Consider the following 17593-nt stretch of genomic DNA (forward strand, 5'->3'; position numbering starts at 1 on the left):
CAGGCACCGCATTGGGTAATGCGCGCGGGCTGGCAGCAGTCTGTTCTCCGAAATATGTTGCAACGCAGCGAAAACCAGCCTATAACCATCTATATGGATGGTCAGAGGATGGAAATGGAAAAGCGCGCTGTACCCAGCATGAATCGCCCGAAAGGCGGCGAGTCGGAAAAAATCACGATCAACCTCGGCCCTGTGGATCTCGGGCAAATCGACCTGCTCGTGGAAGAAGGCTTTTATTCAAACCGGACTGACCTGATCCGAACCGCCATACGTAACCAGCTCGCGCTGCACGCCCAGGTCGTTCACGAAACGGTGACGCGCCGTGCGCTCGTGCTCGGGCTACAGCATTTTTCGAGGCAGGACCTCGAGGCAGTTCGTGCCGCCCATCAGCGTCTCACCATTCAGGTGCTGGGACTGGCCAGCATTGCGGGCGATGTTTCCCCGGAACTTGCGCTCGCGACCATCGACAGCGTCGTAGTGCTGGGCGCCTTTCATGCATCGGCTGCCGTCAAGACGGCACTCGCTGGCAGGATCCGCTAACAACCGTGCGACGCCCGATACCTCACCCCGATAACGGACAGATACGATGAAATTCAATGATGGCTTCCTGAACTCGATGCGCGAAGCGATGACCTTGCTGCGCAGCCGCGGCCCCGCCGAAGCAACAGAAGCGATACAACGCACCCTGCGAGGAGAGACCGATAACCTCGCGAATCGAACGGCGTCGTGGGACACATCGCCAGAAGCCGTTGCCGTGCCGTTTGACGCGCTGACGATGAAGCGGGGAAAAACACTCAACGCTCGAGAAGCCGGCATTGACGTCGAGGACCGGGGACATTTCAGCACGCATGTGTATTCGAATGCCGCGGGTCGCCGTCAATATCGACTGTATGTGCCGGCGGAAAGCCACGGCGAGCAGCTACCCTTGATCGTGATGTTGCACGGCTGCACACAGAACGCCGACGATTTCGCAGCAGGCACACAGATGAACGTACTGGCTGAGCGGCATCGATTTCTTGTCGCCTATCCGGAGCAGCCGCAGCAGGCCAATGCGTCGAAATGCTGGAACTGGTTCAAACCAGATGACCAACATGGCGAACGCGGCGAGCCGTCATTGATCGCGGGCATAACCCGTCAAATCATCGCAGCCCATAACGTCGATCCCGTGCGCGTGTACGTCGCAGGCCTCTCCGCGGGCGGCGCGATGGCGGCGATCATGATTGCTGCGTATCCCGAACTCTATGCCGCGGCAGGTGTACATTCCGGGCTTCCCGCACGATGCGCACACGATCTTCCTTCGGCGCTCGCGGCGATGAAAGGCGGCAGGCGTTCCGCAGAGGCACGATCCGTCTTATTGCCGAAAAAACCTCTCATCGTCTTTCATGGCGACTCGGATGCCACGGTTCACATACGCAATGCCGCACAGCTTGTTCGGGGCTTCGACGCGAAGCCGGATGACGGTCGTGAACAGCGTCCGGCCGATGCAGGCCGACGTGCCTGCACTGTCTCGCGGCTGGTTTCAGCGAATGGCATCGACGCCGAACTGTGGACCGTTCACGGGGCACCGCACGCCTGGGCAGGCGGCAATGCCCGGGGCAGCTACACCGACCCCACTGGACCGGACGCAAGTGCTGAAATGCTGCGATTCTTTCTTGAGCATCCACAGCGGCGATAGCTGTTGCGCTCAATCTGCGGGCCGGGTGGCTGCCATATCGCATAAGGAGAAAGCTCCTCGGAAAAGGAATAAAGGCGCGGGGTCGAAGATTGACCACTCCACCAAGCGCAGAATCGATCTCCCTTCGTTGAGCTCTCGCCGGGTGCCATGGAACAAGGGGAGGTTGACCGGCCAGAAGCCTCCATTGAGGCTCCGAGAAATTTGGGCAATTCGAACGAGGCTGCATATCTCGTCCAACGCTCGTGAGCCGGCGATGTTCGACCTGGCGATCGACAGCAAGCTCCAGGCGTGCGATTTGACGCGCTTGCAGGTGCAGAACGTCTGCATAGGAGGCCATCTAGTTGCCCGAGCGACGTTTATGCAGCAGAAGACACGAAGACCGATCCAGTTCGAAATCACGGAGCAAATTCGGCAGAGTGTCGCGACCTGGATTTCAGCGCGCAAGTTGAAGCCCTCCGACTATCTGTTTCCGAGTTGCCTACACGCGTCAGAGCACTTCTCGACGCGCCAGTATGCTCGTATCGTGCATCGATCGGCCGCGTCAAAGTCGGACTGGACGACGCCACCTACGGCACGCACACGATGCGCCGCACGAAGGCATCATTGGTCTATCGACAGACAAACATGCCGGCGTCGGCTGCGCTTTGGAAACCCTCAGTCAGTGCATTGATCTGGCCCAAATCCAGGGAGCGGGGCGCAGTTCCGTCCCGATCCCGCGGAGAAGGTGCGGTGCCGTACGCTCGTGCCCGTCCGCCATGCGAGGCAAGGGTGCATAACATGCAGTTCCGCGCATCGGTTTGTTTGCAGAACGGCGGCCTGGGGAATCAGTTACAAGATAAGTATTGACGTTGGTAGCACCCAGCGGGTACTGTAGCAGCCGAAGTTCAAGAAGTTCGATTGCTGTTCATCAATTAGTCGCTGCTCGGCGATATTCGTTGTCCTCTCCCTCCTTGATGCTTCACACGCTCTTTAAAAGAGCATTCTTCTATTTTTCTCAAGGAATCTTATGGATACCGGTATCGTCAAGTGGTTCAACGACAGCAAAGGCTTTGGCTTCATCACCCCGGACAGTGGCGGCGACGATCTGTTCGCGCACTTCTCCGAAATCAGCGGCGATGGCTTCAAGACACTGGCTGAGAATCAGAAGGTGAGCTTCGAAACGAAGCAAGGCCCGAAGGGTCTGCAAGCGGCTAACATCAAGCCGCTGTAAAGTTTGAAGAGCCCGGTCTCTCGCGGTAGACGCCGGGCTGTAGCGACACATTCGCGGAGCTTTGTCTCCCAGGTTGGCACAATCACTCCTGGCTGCCTCAGTTTATTCGGCAGCTTGCCAAGGCCCCATACGCCGCGTTGCGCGTCATTCTCCCTCAGGCTTCAAAGCTATTTTTTGCTTTTCGACTGCTTCAGATTCAGTTCGAAATGGCGTTGAATCGGCGTGCCCATGCACATGTCGCACGCGCGCGCACTTGAACATCATTCAAATAAAATGCACAACAAACAGATTCATCAATACAACGGCTATGCCGTCCAACCCTCGGCGCATCGTTTGTCCGACGGTAGTTTTTCATCCAACCTGCTGCTCGAGCGAACCAATAACGCGCGCGCCGAAGGCCGCTACCAGTTCTATTCGCTCGATTACTTCACGAGTGAAGAGCAGGCGCTGCGGCACTCGACACGCTGGGCACGCAACTGGGTCGACACGCGCGGGTAAGGGCGACGCCGTTTCAGTGGCGTGTCATGCACGTTCGGCCGAAGTAAGGAATTTGCGACACGCCCGCGTGGCAAACGGACGAGTGGGATGGCGGGCTAGTGAGCCGTCAGCACCATCAAAATATCTGCATACCATGCGCTGTTCAGTCCGAGCGATTCGTCCATCCGGTCATCCCGGCCGCTCATGTCAATGCTCGAAGAATGAACGCCTAACAGCAGCCACGGTAGTTCACCAAGCTTCCTGCCTTCTGAGTGTGCTCTCAGCACAACCGGTGCGCCACTGGTACCGCGGTGAGTTCTTGCGTCCGTGACAAAGCAGCCCTTCCCCTGAAAACGCAGCCCGAGCGTGGAAGCCAGAACGCTTTTCCATGTACACCCCTCAGATGATCGTGCTCTCAATTCCGGGGCATTGCGAATCACGACTGCAGTCGAATTGCACGAAGCCACCCTGTTCGGGGAACCCGCAAGCACTGTGGTGCGTGGTCTGCCGTAGCCGAATCGCTCAGGCGGGCTCCCAGAGCGAGCGGCCGGATCTGCCACCGTCAATCAGCATTTCAGCATAGGCGACGGACGCGCGCCTTGCGTCGCCGGAATGCTCGAAAGGACGCTTGCCAGGCACACGGAAAAGACGACTCTTTGCGCTGTCCATTCCGGAACCGGGTTCACTGATACGGATCGACGCATCGAAACCTTCCTCGTAATTGTGGCCAGATCCAGCCTGGGTCGCATGATGGGGATACACGAGCAGGGAAATATCCAAGCCTCGATAATGGCGATTGGTGGTCATCAGATCACTCCTTGGGGCCGCAGCAAGCAGCCGGTTTTTTGATCGTTGTCCGGGGTCAGGTCAAAGGCGACATCCGAAACGCCTGACGAGCCGTATCAACGAGCCGTAGCAGCCCGGCCGGACTTTCCCGGAGGGAAATCCCGACGTTCGGGCAAGACGATAATTCAAGCGGCTTTACGCCTGACCTGTCAGCGAAATTCATGCATGCATGGGCAAGCGTTGGCCAGGCCGGCACTCAGCTTAGGTCTGTTCGATCGCGCGGCGCGCCGCTCCGGAATCGAAAGCGCGTTGCCGTTCCTTTCGCGTTGTGTTCGATATCTCGTCGCGACAGCGTTCCGTCGCTTGTGCAATGAAGCCAGTAGTCTTTATCTGCTTCATCGTGCGGCAAGAAAGCGTGGTTGCCGGCGAACGTCCTCGTGGAGGGGCCGCCACATACTGTGGGGGGAGGAACAAGGCTGAAAGCCAGGTCATCGGAAAGAGAATCGATGACCGTGCGGACAAGGATCCGATTTGCGGACTTCGTGACCCACCATACGCGCGCCGGCATGTTCCGTCAATTCAATTCTGAAAACATCGGCGTTGCGCTGTGTTAGTTATTTCAGGGTATAGTGAGCCTCCCCTTGTGGAGTGCCCAGCATGTCGACCCAGCCGCTTCTTCTCTACAGGGGGTATGAACTTCATCCTCTCGTATTCCCCCGCACGTTCAATCGCTTTGACGGACATTCCCGTTACGCCGAAGGGTATGACATAGCGGTACGGATATGCCGTCCGGCCGCAATAGCAAGCTCTGCCGCGAGCCGTATTTTCCGGCTGAACCAGCCTCATGCATTCTCCGATTTGGGCACGGCAAGGCGAGCCGCCCGTCAGCAGGGAAAGGACATCGTCGACGGAAAGGTGAGTGGCGCTTCGGTCGTCGACATGTGAAAAACGCTGCTGACGTGCAGCGTCACCGGTTTTGCCCAGGCGAAGATAGCGCTGCCTGAAAACCGATCCGGCTGTCGCTGCATCGGAAAAGTGACCTGCGGCTGAAAGCGTTCCTCTGGATGTCACGCGCTGACCGTGTGCTGTATGTCGCGAACACTGACTGACATGCCTCGCGCCACGAACTAAACCTTCCCGCGAATGTTCACGAGAGGCCGGCACGGCTCCGTCTTCATTTGCACCGCGGATGCAGAAGATACGGATTTTGTATTTGTTCGCATGCCTGAATGAATGTCAGGCGGATTTGACCGCCGCTGTTTGACTGTGCCCTGCGGGTATTTTTCGGCAAAGACTTTGTCCGCTTGCGCGTCCGTTCGTGGATCGATGCTCCCCCGAGCCGCATCGATCCAACAATCTAAAGGAGCGCCCATGTACCGGATGATCCTGTATCGAGGTTTCGAGATTCACGTCGAACTGACATCGTCTGTGGAGGATCTGTACGAGGTCAGCTTCCAGATAAAGGGCGGCGAGCAACTCGCCATCCTTGGCGACCGGCGTGGACGCATTCCGCTGCGCAACGGTCCATTTACCCGGCGTTGGGCATATCTCGTCGCGGAAATAGCGGGGCAGGCTGCAGTCGACGTACTGCTTGGGATGGCCGCGGGCGATCAGCCTCCCGTATGATCTGTCGTTTGACCTGCCCTGAAGATCCGATGCCCCTGGCTGTTGAAAACGTATGGCAGTGGCAAGCCACGAGTCGTGTTGCTGTCTCACGTCGGGCTGGGTGTGCGGTCGGGCTGCACGTTCCCCGCTGTTGCGCACGCTGGAACTCTCGTTTGCGACCTCACAAAAGGCGGATCAATTTCGGCCATAAGAGCGAACGGGGCAGCAATGCCGTACCGAGGGCTTTGTTTCGCCGTCATTGATCTGTCGAGATCGGGATTGCCTGGCGCCCATATCGACCGATCGCATGCTGCGTTCCTGCATGACGCGGCGAAGACGCGAAGTCAAACACGGACTAGCATATTGCCGCGGCCGCCCGGCACTGCTGTCATAAGCACCGGGCTGATCCGCAAATCCTTGTATTTTTTCTGATGGCACCGGGAGCACGGTTTTCCTGTACAAATCCATCAATGGGCGTACCATGGGATCATCGTTCGATCTGTGGCCGTTCACGGCATCCTTAGCCGCTTCACCCCGTAGAACCGGACCTTCCCCGGTCACCCCAGACCACGCGGCGCGGCCCAACGCGTGAAGCACTGCGAACGCAGTGGCTCACGTCTCCATGCCCCCTCTCTCTTGCGTCGCCCGATGACGCGGTGGTGAAGATATCCCATGACAACCGGCTCCCGCCTCTACTGCGGACGCGGGATTCACCCGCTGTAGTGGACGGAGTACCGGTGCACACTGGAGTGTGATATGCAAAGGAATGACCTGCTGGAGTGGATCCGGCGCAATGGTTCCGGGCTCGTCGACCAGTTTCTGCCGCCCGGCGCGCAGGCGGAACTCGACAGCGTCATTCGTGACCATCGTCACGAGGTCGATGTCGATGCGTTTCTGATGTTCGTGTCGATTCGCGCATTGCTGCGCGAGCGTGGCATGGCAAGCTGCGAGTCGGATTGCGAGGCAGGGCAGATCATGGCCATGCTAAGCACGTGAGTCGCGCTTTTTTCGATGCCCGGTGGGACAGTCGCAACCGGGCGACAACCCTGAAGGACAAACTTATGCGCTTCAATTCCACGCTGATCGCTGTCGACCCGACTCCGCGGCGTGCCGACGGCGAGTACATGGCCCACGCACGGATCAGCAGCAATCGTGCAGACGGCACCAGTTACGAAATTTATTCGAGCGGCGATCTGGCCGGTTTTGACGCACGCGAGGACGCGGTAGCCCATGCAAAGAACTGGGCGCAGGACTGGCTGGAGGCGCGCTTCGGCTGATAGACGTTTCACAGACAGATGCATGCAGACGCATAGCGATCGGCCTGAAGGCCAGCCATTCGCCGTCAGAAAGATAAGATGCAACCAATATCAGCCGCGCGTATCGATTCAGTCGCATGCCCAGCGTCCGGGCATCCGTCCGGATCACAATCAGGAAAACAATTGACTACTGTAACGCCCAAACTCAACGAACCGGTGGAAGTTGCCCTGCGCCGTTTCCGACGCTCCATCGACAACACGGGTCTGCTCAAGGAATTGCGCGCAAGGATGGCCTACGAAACGCCAACCGCCAAACGCAAAAGAAAAAAGGCCGCTGCCGTGGCGCGGCTGCGCAAACAGATCAAGCGGTCGCTACCGCCTGGAAAGCTGTATTGATCTGCAACCCGCCAGCGCATGCACGTGAGGAAATTCCATCTTGACGGTAATGGCGAACCATTCATGCGGCTGCGGGCCGGCGCGGCAACCGCACGTTTCTCAAGGCGCTTGATGTTACTTGGGTCCATTCCCGCCGCTAGCTTTTCGCGGGCATCGTCGCGCTTTTTTCGCGCTGCCGCGAGCGATACGTCCGGATAGACGCCAAGCGCGAGCATTCCTGACCTGCACATCGGTCAGCGACATGGTGGTATCTCCCGCTGGAAAACCCGGAAACGAGCCAGATACCACCAGCTGTCGACGAGTCAGCGCGGATCAACGGGGAATAAAAAACCCCGCAAGACCTTGATCTTACGGGGTTTTTCGGAATTTATCGGCTCTCGCCGGAACAGCTTGTGGTGCCCAGGGCCGGAATCGAACCGGCACGCCTTGCGGCGGGGGATTTTGAGTCCCCTGCGTCTACCAATTTCACCACCTGGGCAGATCCTGCAGCGCGCGTTGGGATTTCCGCGCGCGAAGAAGACGCAGATTATGGCCGAAAATCGCTCGGCGGGCAAGCCGATTGCCTGGTCTCGCTGCTTCGGCTTCGGTATGCCCGCTGTATCAGACCGTCCTGTCCCTGGACGGCGTCTTAGACGGTGCGCGAGAAGCGTTCGAGCGTTTGCTGGCCGAGATAGCGGTCGAACACCATCGCGATATTGCGCACGAGCATGCGTCCGGCCGTCTGCACTTCGAGCTTGCGAGTGCCGAGCGAGATCAGGCCATCGTCTTCGAACGAACGCAACCGCTCCAGCTCCGGCGCGAATGCCTCGGTGAAATGGATGCCGTACGCCGCCTCGAATTCGTCGAAGCGCAGTTCGAGGTTGCACATGATCTGCGTGATGATGTCGCGTCGCAGACGATCGTCGGCGGTCAGGCGGATGCCACGCGCGATCGCGAGCCGGCCCGCATCGATCGCGTCGGCGTAGGCGGGCAGGTCCTTTTCGTTCTGCGCGTACACATCGCCGACTTTGCCGATCGACGACGCGCCGAAGCCGATCAGATCGCACTCGGCACGCGTGCTATAGCCTTGGAAATTGCGATGCAAGGTGCGCCGCGCCTGAGCGCGCGCGAGTTCGTCGGTGGGCAGCGCGAAGTGATCCATGCCGATGTACACATAGCCCGCCTCCGTCAGACGCTCGACGATCCGTTGCAGCAACGCGAGCCGCTCGGTGGGCGAGGGCAGCGTGGCGGGATCCATCTGGCGTTGCATCTTGAAAAGCTGCGGCATGTGCGCGTACGCAAACACCGAGAGCCGGTCCGGCGCGAGTTCGAGCATGGTGTCGAGCGTGCGGCTGAAGCTCGCGACCGTCTGATGCGGCAGCCCGTAGATCAGATCGACGCCGATCGAATGAAAATCCACCGCACGCGCGGCCTGCATCACCGACGCGGTCATCTCGAACGGCTGGATACGATTGATTGCCTGTTGCACGCGCGGATCGAAGTCCTGCACGCCGAGGCTCAGCCGGTTGAAGCCGAGGCGCCGCAGATGCGCGATCGTGTCGGGCGATGCTTCGCGCGGGTCGACCTCGATCGAATATTCGGCTTCGTGATCCGACAGCAACGTGAAGTGCTGGCGCGTCGCGGCCATCAGCTCGGCCATTTCGTCGTGCGACAGGAAGGTCGGCGTGCCGCCACCCCAATGCAGTTGCGACACCGGGCGTTGCGTATCGAAACACGCGGCCTGCAACGCGATTTCGCGCGTGAGCCGCTCGACATAAGGCTGCGCGTGCGCGCGATTTTTCGTCGCGACCTTGTTGCAGCCGCAGTAGAAGCACACGGTGTCGCAAAACGGAATGTGGAAGTACAGCGACAGATCGGTCGACGCGGCGCCGGGGTCGGCGGCCGCGCGCCGATAGTCGGCGGGATCGAACGAGTCGCGGAACTGTGGGGCGGTCGGATAGGACGTATACCGGGGACCGTTCGCGCTGTAGCGGGCGAGCAGGTCGGGGCGGAACAGAGTGTCGGCGAGAGACATGAGCAATGCGTTGCGATGGTTGGCTGTGCGGGGCGGCGGGCGTAACGATGGGGCCTGCCAGACCGCTTCAACGGCGAGCCATGCGCGTATGGCCTGTAGGAGTGTTCGAGTTTAAGTGAGTGCTCATCGCACAAATTGTGTAAAAAAGTCGCATGAAAATGCAGTGGCACAATGCAGGTCTGGCGATGCGTTGCCAAGATTTCAGTTCAGGAAAGATGACGTGGATCAAAGGTTAAATAGCGGACTGCACCGCGCCGCGGTCGTAGACGCAGCGTTACGGCAGGATCTCGCGACGCGCGAGTCGCCGTTTCAGGTGGACGGTCACGCGTGCCGTCCCGATTGCGGCGCATGCTGTATCGCGCCGTCGATTTCGAGCCCGATTCCGGGCATGCCGGACGGCAAGCCGGCTGGGGTGCGCTGCGTGCAACTCGGCGACGATCTGCGTTGCGCGATCTTCGGCCGGCCGGAGCGGCCGGCGTGCTGCGCGGGCCTGCAGCCGCAGCTCGAGATGTGCGGCGCGAGTCGCGGCGAAGCGCTCGCGTGGCTCACGCAACTCGAGGCGCGGACGCAGCCGGCGTCGCGTGTGTTACCCGCGGTGTCACCCGCGGCGCGGGTCGAGCGTTAAGTTAGCAGGCGGCAGGCGTTCGATGCGCAGTCCAAAGCAACCGACCCGCGCGCACGCTCCGTCCACGAACCGTAACCGGCAACCCAAACCGATGTCCGTCAGGGCTTCCACAGGAGATTTCGCATGACTCGACCCGCAGCGCCCGACCGGCGCCGCTTTCTGCGCGCCGCGCTGACCGGCTGCAGCGCGCTTGGCATCACGGTGTCGCTCGCGGCCTGCGCGAGCCCGACGTTTCCGTTCATCCCGTCGCACTACACGTTCTCGCAGCAGCAGGTGCAGGAGGCGGTGCAGCGCAAGTTCCCGTATCAACGCACGGTGTCGCAGGTGTTCGACGTCGCGCTGAGCAATCCGGTGGTCGGCATGCTGCCCGATGCAAACCGCGTGTCGGTGAAGCTCGACGCGCGCTTCGCGAGCCCGTTCCTGCAACAGCCGGTCGCCGGCGTGTTCACGCTGTCGAGCGAACTCGCCTACGACCCGGCGAGCCATTCGGTGATCCTCAAATCGCCGAGCGTCGACAACGTCAGCGTGGACGGCCAGGCGCAGGCGTACAAGCAGCAGATCAACGCGGCCGCGGGGCTGCTCGCCACGCAGTTGCTGACCAACTATCCGATCTACACGTTCAAGCCCGAGCAAATGCAATTTGCCGGCGCGCACTACGAACCCGGTACAATCACCGTCCTTACAAACGGCATACGCGTGGAAATCGTCGAAAAATGACGCGCGCGCGGCCGCCCAGGGCCGCGCATGCCTGCATGACCGTGCGAGCCCTGTCGTTACGACAACCTATCGCGATAAGGGGCACGGATGGACTGGCTACTGGCTTGCAAGGCGCTGATTCTCGGCGTCGTCGAAGGTTTGACGGAGTTTTTGCCGGTGTCGAGCACCGGGCATCTGATCGTCGTCGGCAGTCTGCTCGACTTCTCCGACGATCATGCGAAGACCTTCGACGTCGTAATCCAGCTCGGCGCGATTCTCGCCGTGTGCTGGGAGTTCCGCCGCCGCATCGGCAGTGTGATCGTGGGTTTGCCGAGCCGGCCGGAGGCGCGTCGTTTCACGCTGAACGTCATCATCGCGACGATCCCGGCGATCGTGCTCGGCCTGCTGTTCGAGAAGTCGATCAAGGCGGCGCTGTTTTCGCCGGTGCCGGTCGCGTTCGCGCTGGTGGTGGGCGGCGTCGTGATCCTGTGGGCGGAAGCGCGGCAGCGTGCGCGCGGCGACGCGGCGATACGGGTGCGCAGCGTCGACGATCTGACGCCGCTCGATGCGCTGAAGGTCGGCCTCGCGCAGTGCTTCGCGCTGATTCCGGGCACCTCGCGCTCGGGCTCGACGATCATCGGCGGGATGCTGTTCGGCATCGAGCGCCGCGCCGCGACCGAATTCTCGTTCTTTCTGGCGATCCCGATCATCTTCGGCGCGACCTTCTACGAACTCTACAAGGACTGGCACCTGCTCAGCACCGACGCGCTCGGCAGCTTCGCGCTCGGTTTCGTGGCGGCGTTCGTCAGCGCGTTCATCTGTGTGCGCTGGCTGCTGCGCTACGTCGCGTCGCACGATTTCACGGTGTTCGCGTGGTATCGGATCGGCTTTGGCTTGCTGATTCTGCTGATCGGGTATAGCGGTGGGTTGGGCTGGGGGGATTGAGGCTCAGCCGGTTGGGTGAGCGCAATGCAAAAAGGTCCGCGTAGGCGGACCTTTTTCGTTTGGCGGACTGGTTGGCGATGCGCTGGCGTGTACGCGCTTTCTTGCGCGTGTCGCGTTGGGCCGTTGCGTTAGGTCGTTACACCACTACGCCGCTATGTCGCGCTTGCGGAACACGAGGTCCCACACGCCGTGGCCGAGCCGCAGACCACGTCGCTCGAACTTCGTCACCGGACGATAGTCGGGGCGCGGCGCGTAGCCGTCGGCGGTGTTCTGCAGCAGCGGATCGGCGCCGAGCACTTCGAGCATCTGCTCCGCGTAGTTTTGCCAGTCGGTCGCGCAGTGCAGATACGCGCCCGGCTTCAGACGCGACACCAGCAGCGCGACGAATTTCGGCTGGATCAGCCGGCGCTTGTGATGACGCGCCTTGTGCCATGGGTCCGGGAAGAAGATGTGCACGCCGTCGAGGCTGTCGGGCGCGATCATGTGTTCGAGCACTTCGACCGCGTCGTGCTGGATGATGCGGATGTTCGTCAGCGATTGCTCGCCCATCAGCTTCAACAGCGCGCCGACGCCGGGCTCGTGAACTTCGACGCCGAGGAAGTCGTCGCCGTTGCGCTGCGCGGCGATTTCCGCGGTGGTCGCGCCCATACCGAAGCCGATCTCCAGCACGCGCGGCGCCTCGCGGCCGAACACGCTAAGCCAGTCGGGCTGCTGCGGCGTGTAGGGCACGACGAAACGGGGGCCGAGTTCATCGAGCGCGCGGCGCTGGCCGGTCGACACGCGACCCGCGCGCGTGACGAAGCTGCGGATGCGGCGATGATGCAGCGTGTCCGCCGATGCATCGTCGCGCTCGACCGTGCTGTCGACGCTATCCGCGTCGGGGCCGGCGGCTTGACCCGCGGATGTGCTCGTGGGCGTCGGGAGGTCGTCCGGCAGGCCGGAGTCGTTGGGATCGTGGCTCATTCGTCGATGTGCTGCAAGGTGAGGGCTGCGCGGCTTGCGTGGCGGGCCGTGGGCGGTTTGCCGATCGCGGTCGTGCCGGTCGTGCAATGTGCGCTGTCGCGCTCCGGAGAGGCGACGCACTGCATTGCGCGGTTGGCTGGCGTGGCGTGCTGCTGATCGTGCGGCGCCGGGCCGTGGCCACTACAAAAAAGCCGCCTTCAGTGAGGCGGCTCTTGCTGGATTCCGCTGAACGCTCAGCGCGGAAAGTGGAGCGGGCGATGGGAATCGAACCCACGGCTCTAGCTTGGGAAGCTAGGGTATTACCATTATACGACGCCCGCAGAGCGCGCTATTTTACAGGGTTTTGGATGGTTTGGGGCAATGGGCCGGTCTGAGAGGCGGTCGGACTGCGGACAGCCAAACCGGTCGCGCGCCTTGACGGGAAAACGCCCACTGTTTTATCCGCGCATTCTCCAGGGGCCTCCACCCGCATCAATGACTCTCACTCTGCACCTCATGACGAACCCGCTTCAGCTTGCGAGGCGGCGCTTCGGCGCGATCATCCGACAGCGCTGGCGCTACCACGGGCGTCTTCAGGTCAGCGGCCAAAGCCGGTGTCGCCGGATTGCCCGAAAACTTCGTTTTCCAGCTGGTCGTAAAAGTATCGACCTGTGCTGGCGTGACTTGCGTCACCTGCACGAGGCCTAGAAATGCGATGACCGCGCCAAATATCGTGAGGCGTCGCTGCAGCCTCGTCTCGAAAGCAGATTCCGACGCGGTTCGCTCGATCCGGATGACCTCGGCGATTCTCCCCAGTTGATCGACGAGTTCGTCACGCAGCGACTTGAGCCGCAACCGCTTGTGGACGGTGTCGTACAGCGGCGCGACTTCCGTCGTGGTGACGCGAGCGGGCGCGTCGAAGTAATAGCTTGCGATGAAGCGGGAAATTTCCGAATGCATCGTTTCAGTGCGCTTGACCTTCGCGTCGTCGCGGCAGCATTCGGCAAGCTCATTGATCGCTTCTTCGAGGACGTGGCGGTAGGCGAGTCCGAGCATATAGGCGGTGAGCGCCCGGTCGATCCGTTCCGGCTTGAGCGTGGCTGCAAGGATCGCCATCCCTCTTGCATCGACCGCTGCTTTGACCTGCGCGACGATCGAATAGCTTGCTTCGGTCAGTGTGCCTGACTCTCGAATGAACCTTGAGATATCGCCGATCACGTTCGGCGAGCTACTGTCGGACCACACAAAACAGGCTTTTTTCTCGGGGATGCTGCCTTTCTCCGCGAACTCGCATGCACGTGCCCAACCATATTTCAATGCGCCTTCTGTCAGGCTTTCCGTCGGGCAAAAGCAGAATACGACCGAGCGATCGGAACCGGAAAAAAAGCGGACGAAGAATGGATCCTTGGGATTGTTACGCTTGTTCGTCATGGTCGAACCATGAACGGACCCGAGCAGATAATTTCCCTCCAGCGGGACGTCGATCTGGAGCGTCTCTAACGGCTTTTCGATGCGGTAGATGATTCCTTGCACTTCAATCTCCTGAGCGGGGGCATGGTGGTGCTATTTGCCCTCGTTTACGGCATCCGCTTAAAAAACTGTAGTGCGAGCGTGCGCGCTTACGGACCGTGCCGTCAGCCTTCAGAACCCACCCCCACTTGCCGTTATCCCGGACGAGCGCCAGGCCGGTGAGCGTTCATCAGCAAAGCCAACCCCCGGCGCTCTCCCATCCCGTTCAAGAGACCTATCCCAAAGATGCAGTGGTTTTCCAATCTGAAGCTGAGCCACAAGCTTGTCGGCTCGTTGATGCTGTGCGCGTTCGTGACGGCCATCGTCGGCACCGTCGGGGTGCTCAAGGTGCGCGAAGTCGCGACGATGCAGACCGAAATGTACGACCGCGAATTCGTGCCGGTGCGCGATGACGGCACCGCCGCGTGGCAGGCGGCCTCGCACTTCCGGCGTCTCTATTCGTACATCCTGAATCCCGAAGCAGCTGGCCGCGCCGATACGGTGCGTCTCAATCACGGCGGCGAGGCGGCGATCCTGTCGGCGTTCGACTACGAGCGTAAGCACGCGACCACCGACGCGCAGAAGCAGTTGCTGAGCGACTTCGACGCCGCATATCCGGCTTACATGAACTCGGTCGCGAAGGTGATGGCGCTCGCCGATCAGGGCGACCAGCCCGGCGCGCTCGCCGAGCTGAAGTCGACCACCGATCCGCTGCACGTGAAGCTGCGCACGCTGATGATCAAGCTGTCGGACGTGCGCGACGAACTGGCGCGGCGGCGCGTCGAAAACGGCGTCGAGGCGGTTCGTTCGGTGACGTGGTGGATCGCGAGCTGCGCGCTCGTCGGCATCGCGATCGCGATTGGCCTCGGACTGTGGCTGACGCGCGCGGTCGTGCGGCAGATCGGCGGCGAACCGGCCGAGGTCGCGAAGGTCGTCGAGCAGATTGCCGGCGGCGATCTGAGCCAGCGCCTGCCTACGGGCGGCACAGGTGGTGTGGGCGGCACGGCCGACGGCAGCATCCTCGGCGCGGTCGCGCACATGCAACGGCGTCTCGCGACGACGATCGGCTCGATCCGCGAGAGCGCCGAGTCGGTCAGCATCGCGTCACAGCAGATCGCGAGCGGCAACATCGATCTGTCCGCGCGCACCGAAGGGCAGGCCGCCTCGCTCGAACAGACCGCGGCGAGCATGTCGGAACTTACGCAGACCGTCAGCCGCAACAGCGACAACGCACGCAACGCGAGCGCGCTCGCGACACAGGCCGCGCAGGTCGCGAACGCCGGCGATACGGCGGTCGAGGGAATGGTGCGGACCATCGGCGAAATCAGCGGCAGCTCGACGAAAATCTCGGAGATTACCGGCGTGATCGAGGGCATCGCGTTTCAGACCAACATCCTCGCGCTGAACGCGGCGGTCGAGGCCGCGCGCGCGGGCGAGCAGGGACGCGGCTTCGCGGTGGTCGCGAGCGAGGTGCGCAATCTCGCGCAGCGCTCGGCGAGCGCGGCCAAGGAGATCAAGGAGATGATCACGACGTCGGTCGCGATCATCGAGGGCGGCACGCAGCAGGCCGCCGAAGTCAGCGCGACGATGGCCGACATCAAGGCCGCGATCCATCGCGTGTCGGATATCGTCGGCGAAATCGCGACGGCGTCCGAGGAGCAGACCCGCAGCATCCATCAGGTCGGCCAGGCCGTCACGCAGATGGACGAAACCACCCAGCAGAACGCGGCACTCGTCGAAGAAGCGGCGGCCGCCGCGCAATCGCTCGATGCGCAGGCGCGCAAGATGAAGCAGACGGTGTCGGTGTTCCGGGTGGGCGAGAGCCGTGGTTTTGCGGCGGCTACCGCGGCTGCCGCAGTGACTGCACGGGCAACGACAGCGGCGACGCGGGGGCGTGTCGGCAAGGTCGGGTTGCCGGAGCAGCCGGCGACCATGTCCGACCGTGTGGCCGCGACGGCGGATGACGACTGGAATACGTTCTGATTCGCGACGTCGGAGCGATTGGCGGGAAGCGGCGGCGCGCAGGTGAAGAGCGCCGTTACCCGGCGGAGGCCGGCAGCTGGTCAGCAGCTGGTCGGAGCCAAAACCGAAACCGAAGCTGAAGCGGTAATCGGCAGCAACGGCACAAAAAGAAAAGCCGCCGCGTGCATGAGCAAATCGCGGCGGCTCTAACCTCATCGATCGACGACACGTGGTTCCGCACCACGCATCGGCCGATCTCGACGCGTGATCAGATCACGAAGTAAGTCAGCTGAACGGCCGCGCGTGTGACTACCATCTGCAGCACCTGCACGATCACGAACAGCAGGATCGGCGACAGGTCGATGCCGCCCAGTTGCGGCAACACGCGGCGCAGCGGATTCAGGAACGGCGCGGTCAGCTGATAGAGGATCGGCATCGCCGGCGAGCGCGGGTTGAGCCACGACAGCAGCGCCATCAGGATCGTCATCCAGATGATGAGGTTCAGCGCCCACTTGATCGTGGTCAGCACCGCGACGATCAGCAGGGTCGGCACCAGCGTCAGCGGATCGGCGCCGGTCAGCACGACCATCAGCACCACGTAGACGATCGCGGCGATCAGCGTCGCGACGATGCTCGCCCAGTCGATGTTGCGCGTGCTCGGCAGGATGCGCCGCAACGGCAGCACGATCCAGTTGGTCGCCTGCATCACGGCGTTCGACACCGGGTTGTACGGCGGCAGGCGCACGACCTGCAGCCAGGCGCGCAGCAGCAGCGCCGCGCCGAACAGCGTGAAAACGGTATTGAGCAGAAAACGGGCGATATCGCCAAACATCTCGTGTCCTTATGCTTCTGGGCGCGGCCGTCGCGTGGGCGGCGCGCTGCCGGCGTCGTCCGGGCGGACGTACCGGCGCTGGGTTGAATGGCAGACGCATTGCTCGCGCAAGCGCGTCTTCGTCGGGTTCGAGCAGCCGCGCGGAAGGCTTGCGGTGAGTCGCGCGGAATTGCGTGGGACAGAGGCAACCGGATTCGTCAGCCGACGGCTCGACGTCATTGCGCGCCGCGCCTGGCCGGCTGTCTGTCCGGCATCACACGGAAACGCGGACCTCGCTGATCAGGATCGTGCCGTTGCCGCCGTCGGTGTAGTTCGGAATGTCCGCCAGCAGTTGTTCGGACGCCGGCTTGAATACTTTATAGAAGTCATCCGCGCTATCGAACAGGAAGTGACCGGCGGCCACATACGGCGGCGGCGTGCCCGGCGGCCCCGCGTTGATGCCCGCGTCGACCGACCAGCCTTTCAGCGCCGGCCCGAACAGCTTCGCCGCGAGCGGCATGTGGGTCGCGCAGTAATAGTCCATGTCGAAGCGGCCGTTGTCCCGATAGGGATAGAGGATGCTGACCTTGATCATTGTGCGTTCTCGTCTGTTGATCCCGAAGCGTGGCGCGGCTTGCGTGTGGTTTGCCGTTGCCTGCTTGCGCGCCGGACGTCACATTATCA

General features: G+C 61.7%; 19 protein-coding genes, 2 tRNA genes and 3 pseudogenes. 14 read left to right on the forward strand and 10 right to left on the reverse strand.

The window, feature by feature from the left end:
* The first annotated feature begins 114 nt into the window (after nt 1-114).
* From HHL14_RS00505 to HHL14_RS00525, 5 genes and pseudogenes are all read left to right on the forward strand, one after another.
* Entirely contained in the window at nt 115-540 is a 426-nt protein-coding gene (locus HHL14_RS00505) for a CopG family transcriptional regulator (RefSeq protein ID WP_169496272.1), read from the forward strand.
* Nucleotides 541-586: 46 nt separating this feature from the next.
* A complete protein-coding gene (locus HHL14_RS00510; RefSeq protein ID WP_169495645.1) occupies nt 587-1675 on the forward strand; it encodes an extracellular catalytic domain type 1 short-chain-length polyhydroxyalkanoate depolymerase in 1089 nt (362 codons plus the stop codon).
* Nucleotides 1676-1787: 112 nt separating this feature from the next.
* Nucleotides 1788-2296: pseudogene (locus tag HHL14_RS33010) on the forward strand (tyrosine-type recombinase/integrase); the annotation flags it as partial.
* Nucleotides 2297-2681: 385 nt separating this feature from the next.
* A complete protein-coding gene (locus tag HHL14_RS00520) occupies nt 2682-2885 on the forward strand; it encodes a cold-shock protein (protein WP_169495646.1) in 204 nt (67 codons plus the stop codon).
* Between the two features lie 273 nt (nt 2886-3158).
* Nucleotides 3159-3383: a hypothetical protein gene (locus HHL14_RS00525; RefSeq protein ID WP_169495647.1), complete on the forward strand. Its 225-nt coding sequence runs from the start codon at nt 3159-3161 to the stop codon at nt 3381-3383.
* 95 nt (nt 3384-3478) lie between these two features.
* Here HHL14_RS00525 and HHL14_RS33895 read toward each other — a convergent pair.
* Nucleotides 3479-3748, reverse strand: a pseudogene (locus HHL14_RS33895) (serine protease); the annotation flags it as partial.
* Nucleotides 3749-3884: 136 nt separating this feature from the next.
* A complete protein-coding gene (locus HHL14_RS00530) occupies nt 3885-4169 on the reverse strand; it encodes a hypothetical protein (protein WP_169495648.1) in 285 nt (94 codons plus the stop codon).
* A 636-nt stretch (nt 4170-4805) separates the two neighbouring features.
* On the opposite strand from HHL14_RS00530, the gene HHL14_RS00535 reads away from it, so the two are divergent.
* From HHL14_RS00535 to rpsU, 5 genes are all read left to right on the forward strand, one after another.
* A complete protein-coding gene (locus HHL14_RS00535; protein ID WP_169495649.1) occupies nt 4806-5093 on the forward strand; it encodes a hypothetical protein in 288 nt (95 codons plus the stop codon).
* 426 nt (nt 5094-5519) lie between these two features.
* Nucleotides 5520-5774, forward strand: a complete 255-nt coding sequence (locus HHL14_RS00540; protein WP_169495650.1) for a hypothetical protein — start codon at nt 5520-5522, stop codon at nt 5772-5774.
* A gap of 735 nt (nt 5775-6509) precedes the next feature.
* The gene (locus HHL14_RS00545; RefSeq protein ID WP_169495651.1) at nt 6510-6749 is read left to right on the forward strand and encodes a hypothetical protein; all 240 of its coding nucleotides are present in this window, start codon (nt 6510-6512) and stop codon (nt 6747-6749) included.
* A gap of 65 nt (nt 6750-6814) precedes the next feature.
* Nucleotides 6815-7030: a hypothetical protein gene (locus tag HHL14_RS00550; RefSeq protein ID WP_169495652.1), complete on the forward strand. Its 216-nt coding sequence runs from the start codon at nt 6815-6817 to the stop codon at nt 7028-7030.
* Nucleotides 7031-7192: 162 nt separating this feature from the next.
* Complete coding sequence (gene rpsU, locus HHL14_RS00555) at nt 7193-7405, forward strand: 30S ribosomal protein S21 (protein ID WP_169495653.1); 213 nt, start codon at nt 7193-7195, stop codon at nt 7403-7405.
* 74 nt (nt 7406-7479) lie between these two features.
* On the opposite strand, the pseudogene HHL14_RS33900 reads toward rpsU, so the two are convergent.
* The 3 genes and pseudogenes from HHL14_RS33900 to hemN form a co-directional block, all read right to left on the reverse strand.
* Nucleotides 7480-7617 (reverse strand): annotated as a pseudogene (locus tag HHL14_RS33900) (Arm DNA-binding domain-containing protein); the annotation flags it as partial.
* Between the two features lie 181 nt (nt 7618-7798).
* Nucleotides 7799-7883: transfer RNA gene (locus HHL14_RS00565), tRNA-Leu, on the reverse strand.
* Nucleotides 7884-8033: 150 nt separating this feature from the next.
* A complete protein-coding gene (gene hemN, locus HHL14_RS00570) occupies nt 8034-9419 on the reverse strand; it encodes an oxygen-independent coproporphyrinogen III oxidase (protein ID WP_169495654.1) in 1386 nt (461 codons plus the stop codon).
* Nucleotides 9420-9732: 313 nt separating this feature from the next.
* Here hemN and HHL14_RS00575 point away from each other — a divergent pair, with 313 nt between their 5' ends.
* The 3 genes from HHL14_RS00575 to HHL14_RS00585 all read left to right on the forward strand — a co-directional run bounded on the left by HHL14_RS00575 (nt 9733) and on the right by HHL14_RS00585 (nt 11685).
* The gene (locus tag HHL14_RS00575) at nt 9733-10044 is read left to right on the forward strand and encodes a YkgJ family cysteine cluster protein (RefSeq protein WP_169496273.1); all 312 of its coding nucleotides are present in this window, start codon (nt 9733-9735) and stop codon (nt 10042-10044) included.
* A 123-nt stretch (nt 10045-10167) separates the two neighbouring features.
* Complete coding sequence (locus HHL14_RS00580; protein WP_169495655.1) at nt 10168-10761, forward strand: DUF1439 domain-containing protein; 594 nt, start codon at nt 10168-10170, stop codon at nt 10759-10761.
* A gap of 87 nt (nt 10762-10848) precedes the next feature.
* Nucleotides 10849-11685: an undecaprenyl-diphosphate phosphatase gene (locus HHL14_RS00585; protein WP_169495656.1), complete on the forward strand. Its 837-nt coding sequence runs from the start codon at nt 10849-10851 to the stop codon at nt 11683-11685.
* Nucleotides 11686-11829: 144 nt separating this feature from the next.
* On the opposite strand, the gene trmB is transcribed toward HHL14_RS00585, so the two are convergent.
* From trmB to HHL14_RS00600, 3 genes are all read right to left on the reverse strand, one after another.
* Complete coding sequence (gene trmB / locus HHL14_RS00590; protein WP_169495657.1) at nt 11830-12648, reverse strand: tRNA (guanosine(46)-N7)-methyltransferase TrmB; 819 nt, start codon at nt 12646-12648, stop codon at nt 11830-11832.
* 246 nt (nt 12649-12894) lie between these two features.
* Nucleotides 12895-12968 (reverse strand) — tRNA-Gly (locus tag HHL14_RS00595).
* Between the two features lie 151 nt (nt 12969-13119).
* Nucleotides 13120-14160 (reverse strand): hypothetical protein, encoded by a 1041-nt coding sequence (locus HHL14_RS00600; protein ID WP_169495658.1) that lies wholly within the window; start codon nt 14158-14160, stop codon nt 13120-13122.
* Nucleotides 14161-14382: 222 nt separating this feature from the next.
* On the opposite strand from HHL14_RS00600, the gene HHL14_RS00605 reads away from it, so the two are divergent.
* Nucleotides 14383-16119 carry a methyl-accepting chemotaxis protein gene (locus HHL14_RS00605; protein ID WP_169495659.1) on the forward strand — a complete coding sequence of 579 codons (1737 nt, stop codon included), beginning with the start codon at nt 14383-14385 and terminating at the stop codon, nt 16117-16119.
* A gap of 247 nt (nt 16120-16366) precedes the next feature.
* Here the strand turns inward: HHL14_RS00605 and HHL14_RS00610 are convergent, their stop codons facing one another.
* Both HHL14_RS00610 and HHL14_RS00615 read right to left on the reverse strand, forming a co-directional pair.
* The gene (locus tag HHL14_RS00610; protein ID WP_169495660.1) at nt 16367-16930 is read right to left on the reverse strand and encodes a YggT family protein; all 564 of its coding nucleotides are present in this window, start codon (nt 16928-16930) and stop codon (nt 16367-16369) included.
* Nucleotides 16931-17183: 253 nt separating this feature from the next.
* A complete protein-coding gene (locus tag HHL14_RS00615) occupies nt 17184-17504 on the reverse strand; it encodes an EthD family reductase (RefSeq protein ID WP_169495661.1) in 321 nt (106 codons plus the stop codon).
* Nucleotides 17505-17593 lie beyond the last annotated feature (89 nt).

Source organism: Paraburkholderia antibiotica, assembly GCF_012927125.1.
GTDB classification, from domain to species: domain Bacteria; phylum Pseudomonadota; class Gammaproteobacteria; order Burkholderiales; family Burkholderiaceae; genus Paraburkholderia; species Paraburkholderia antibiotica.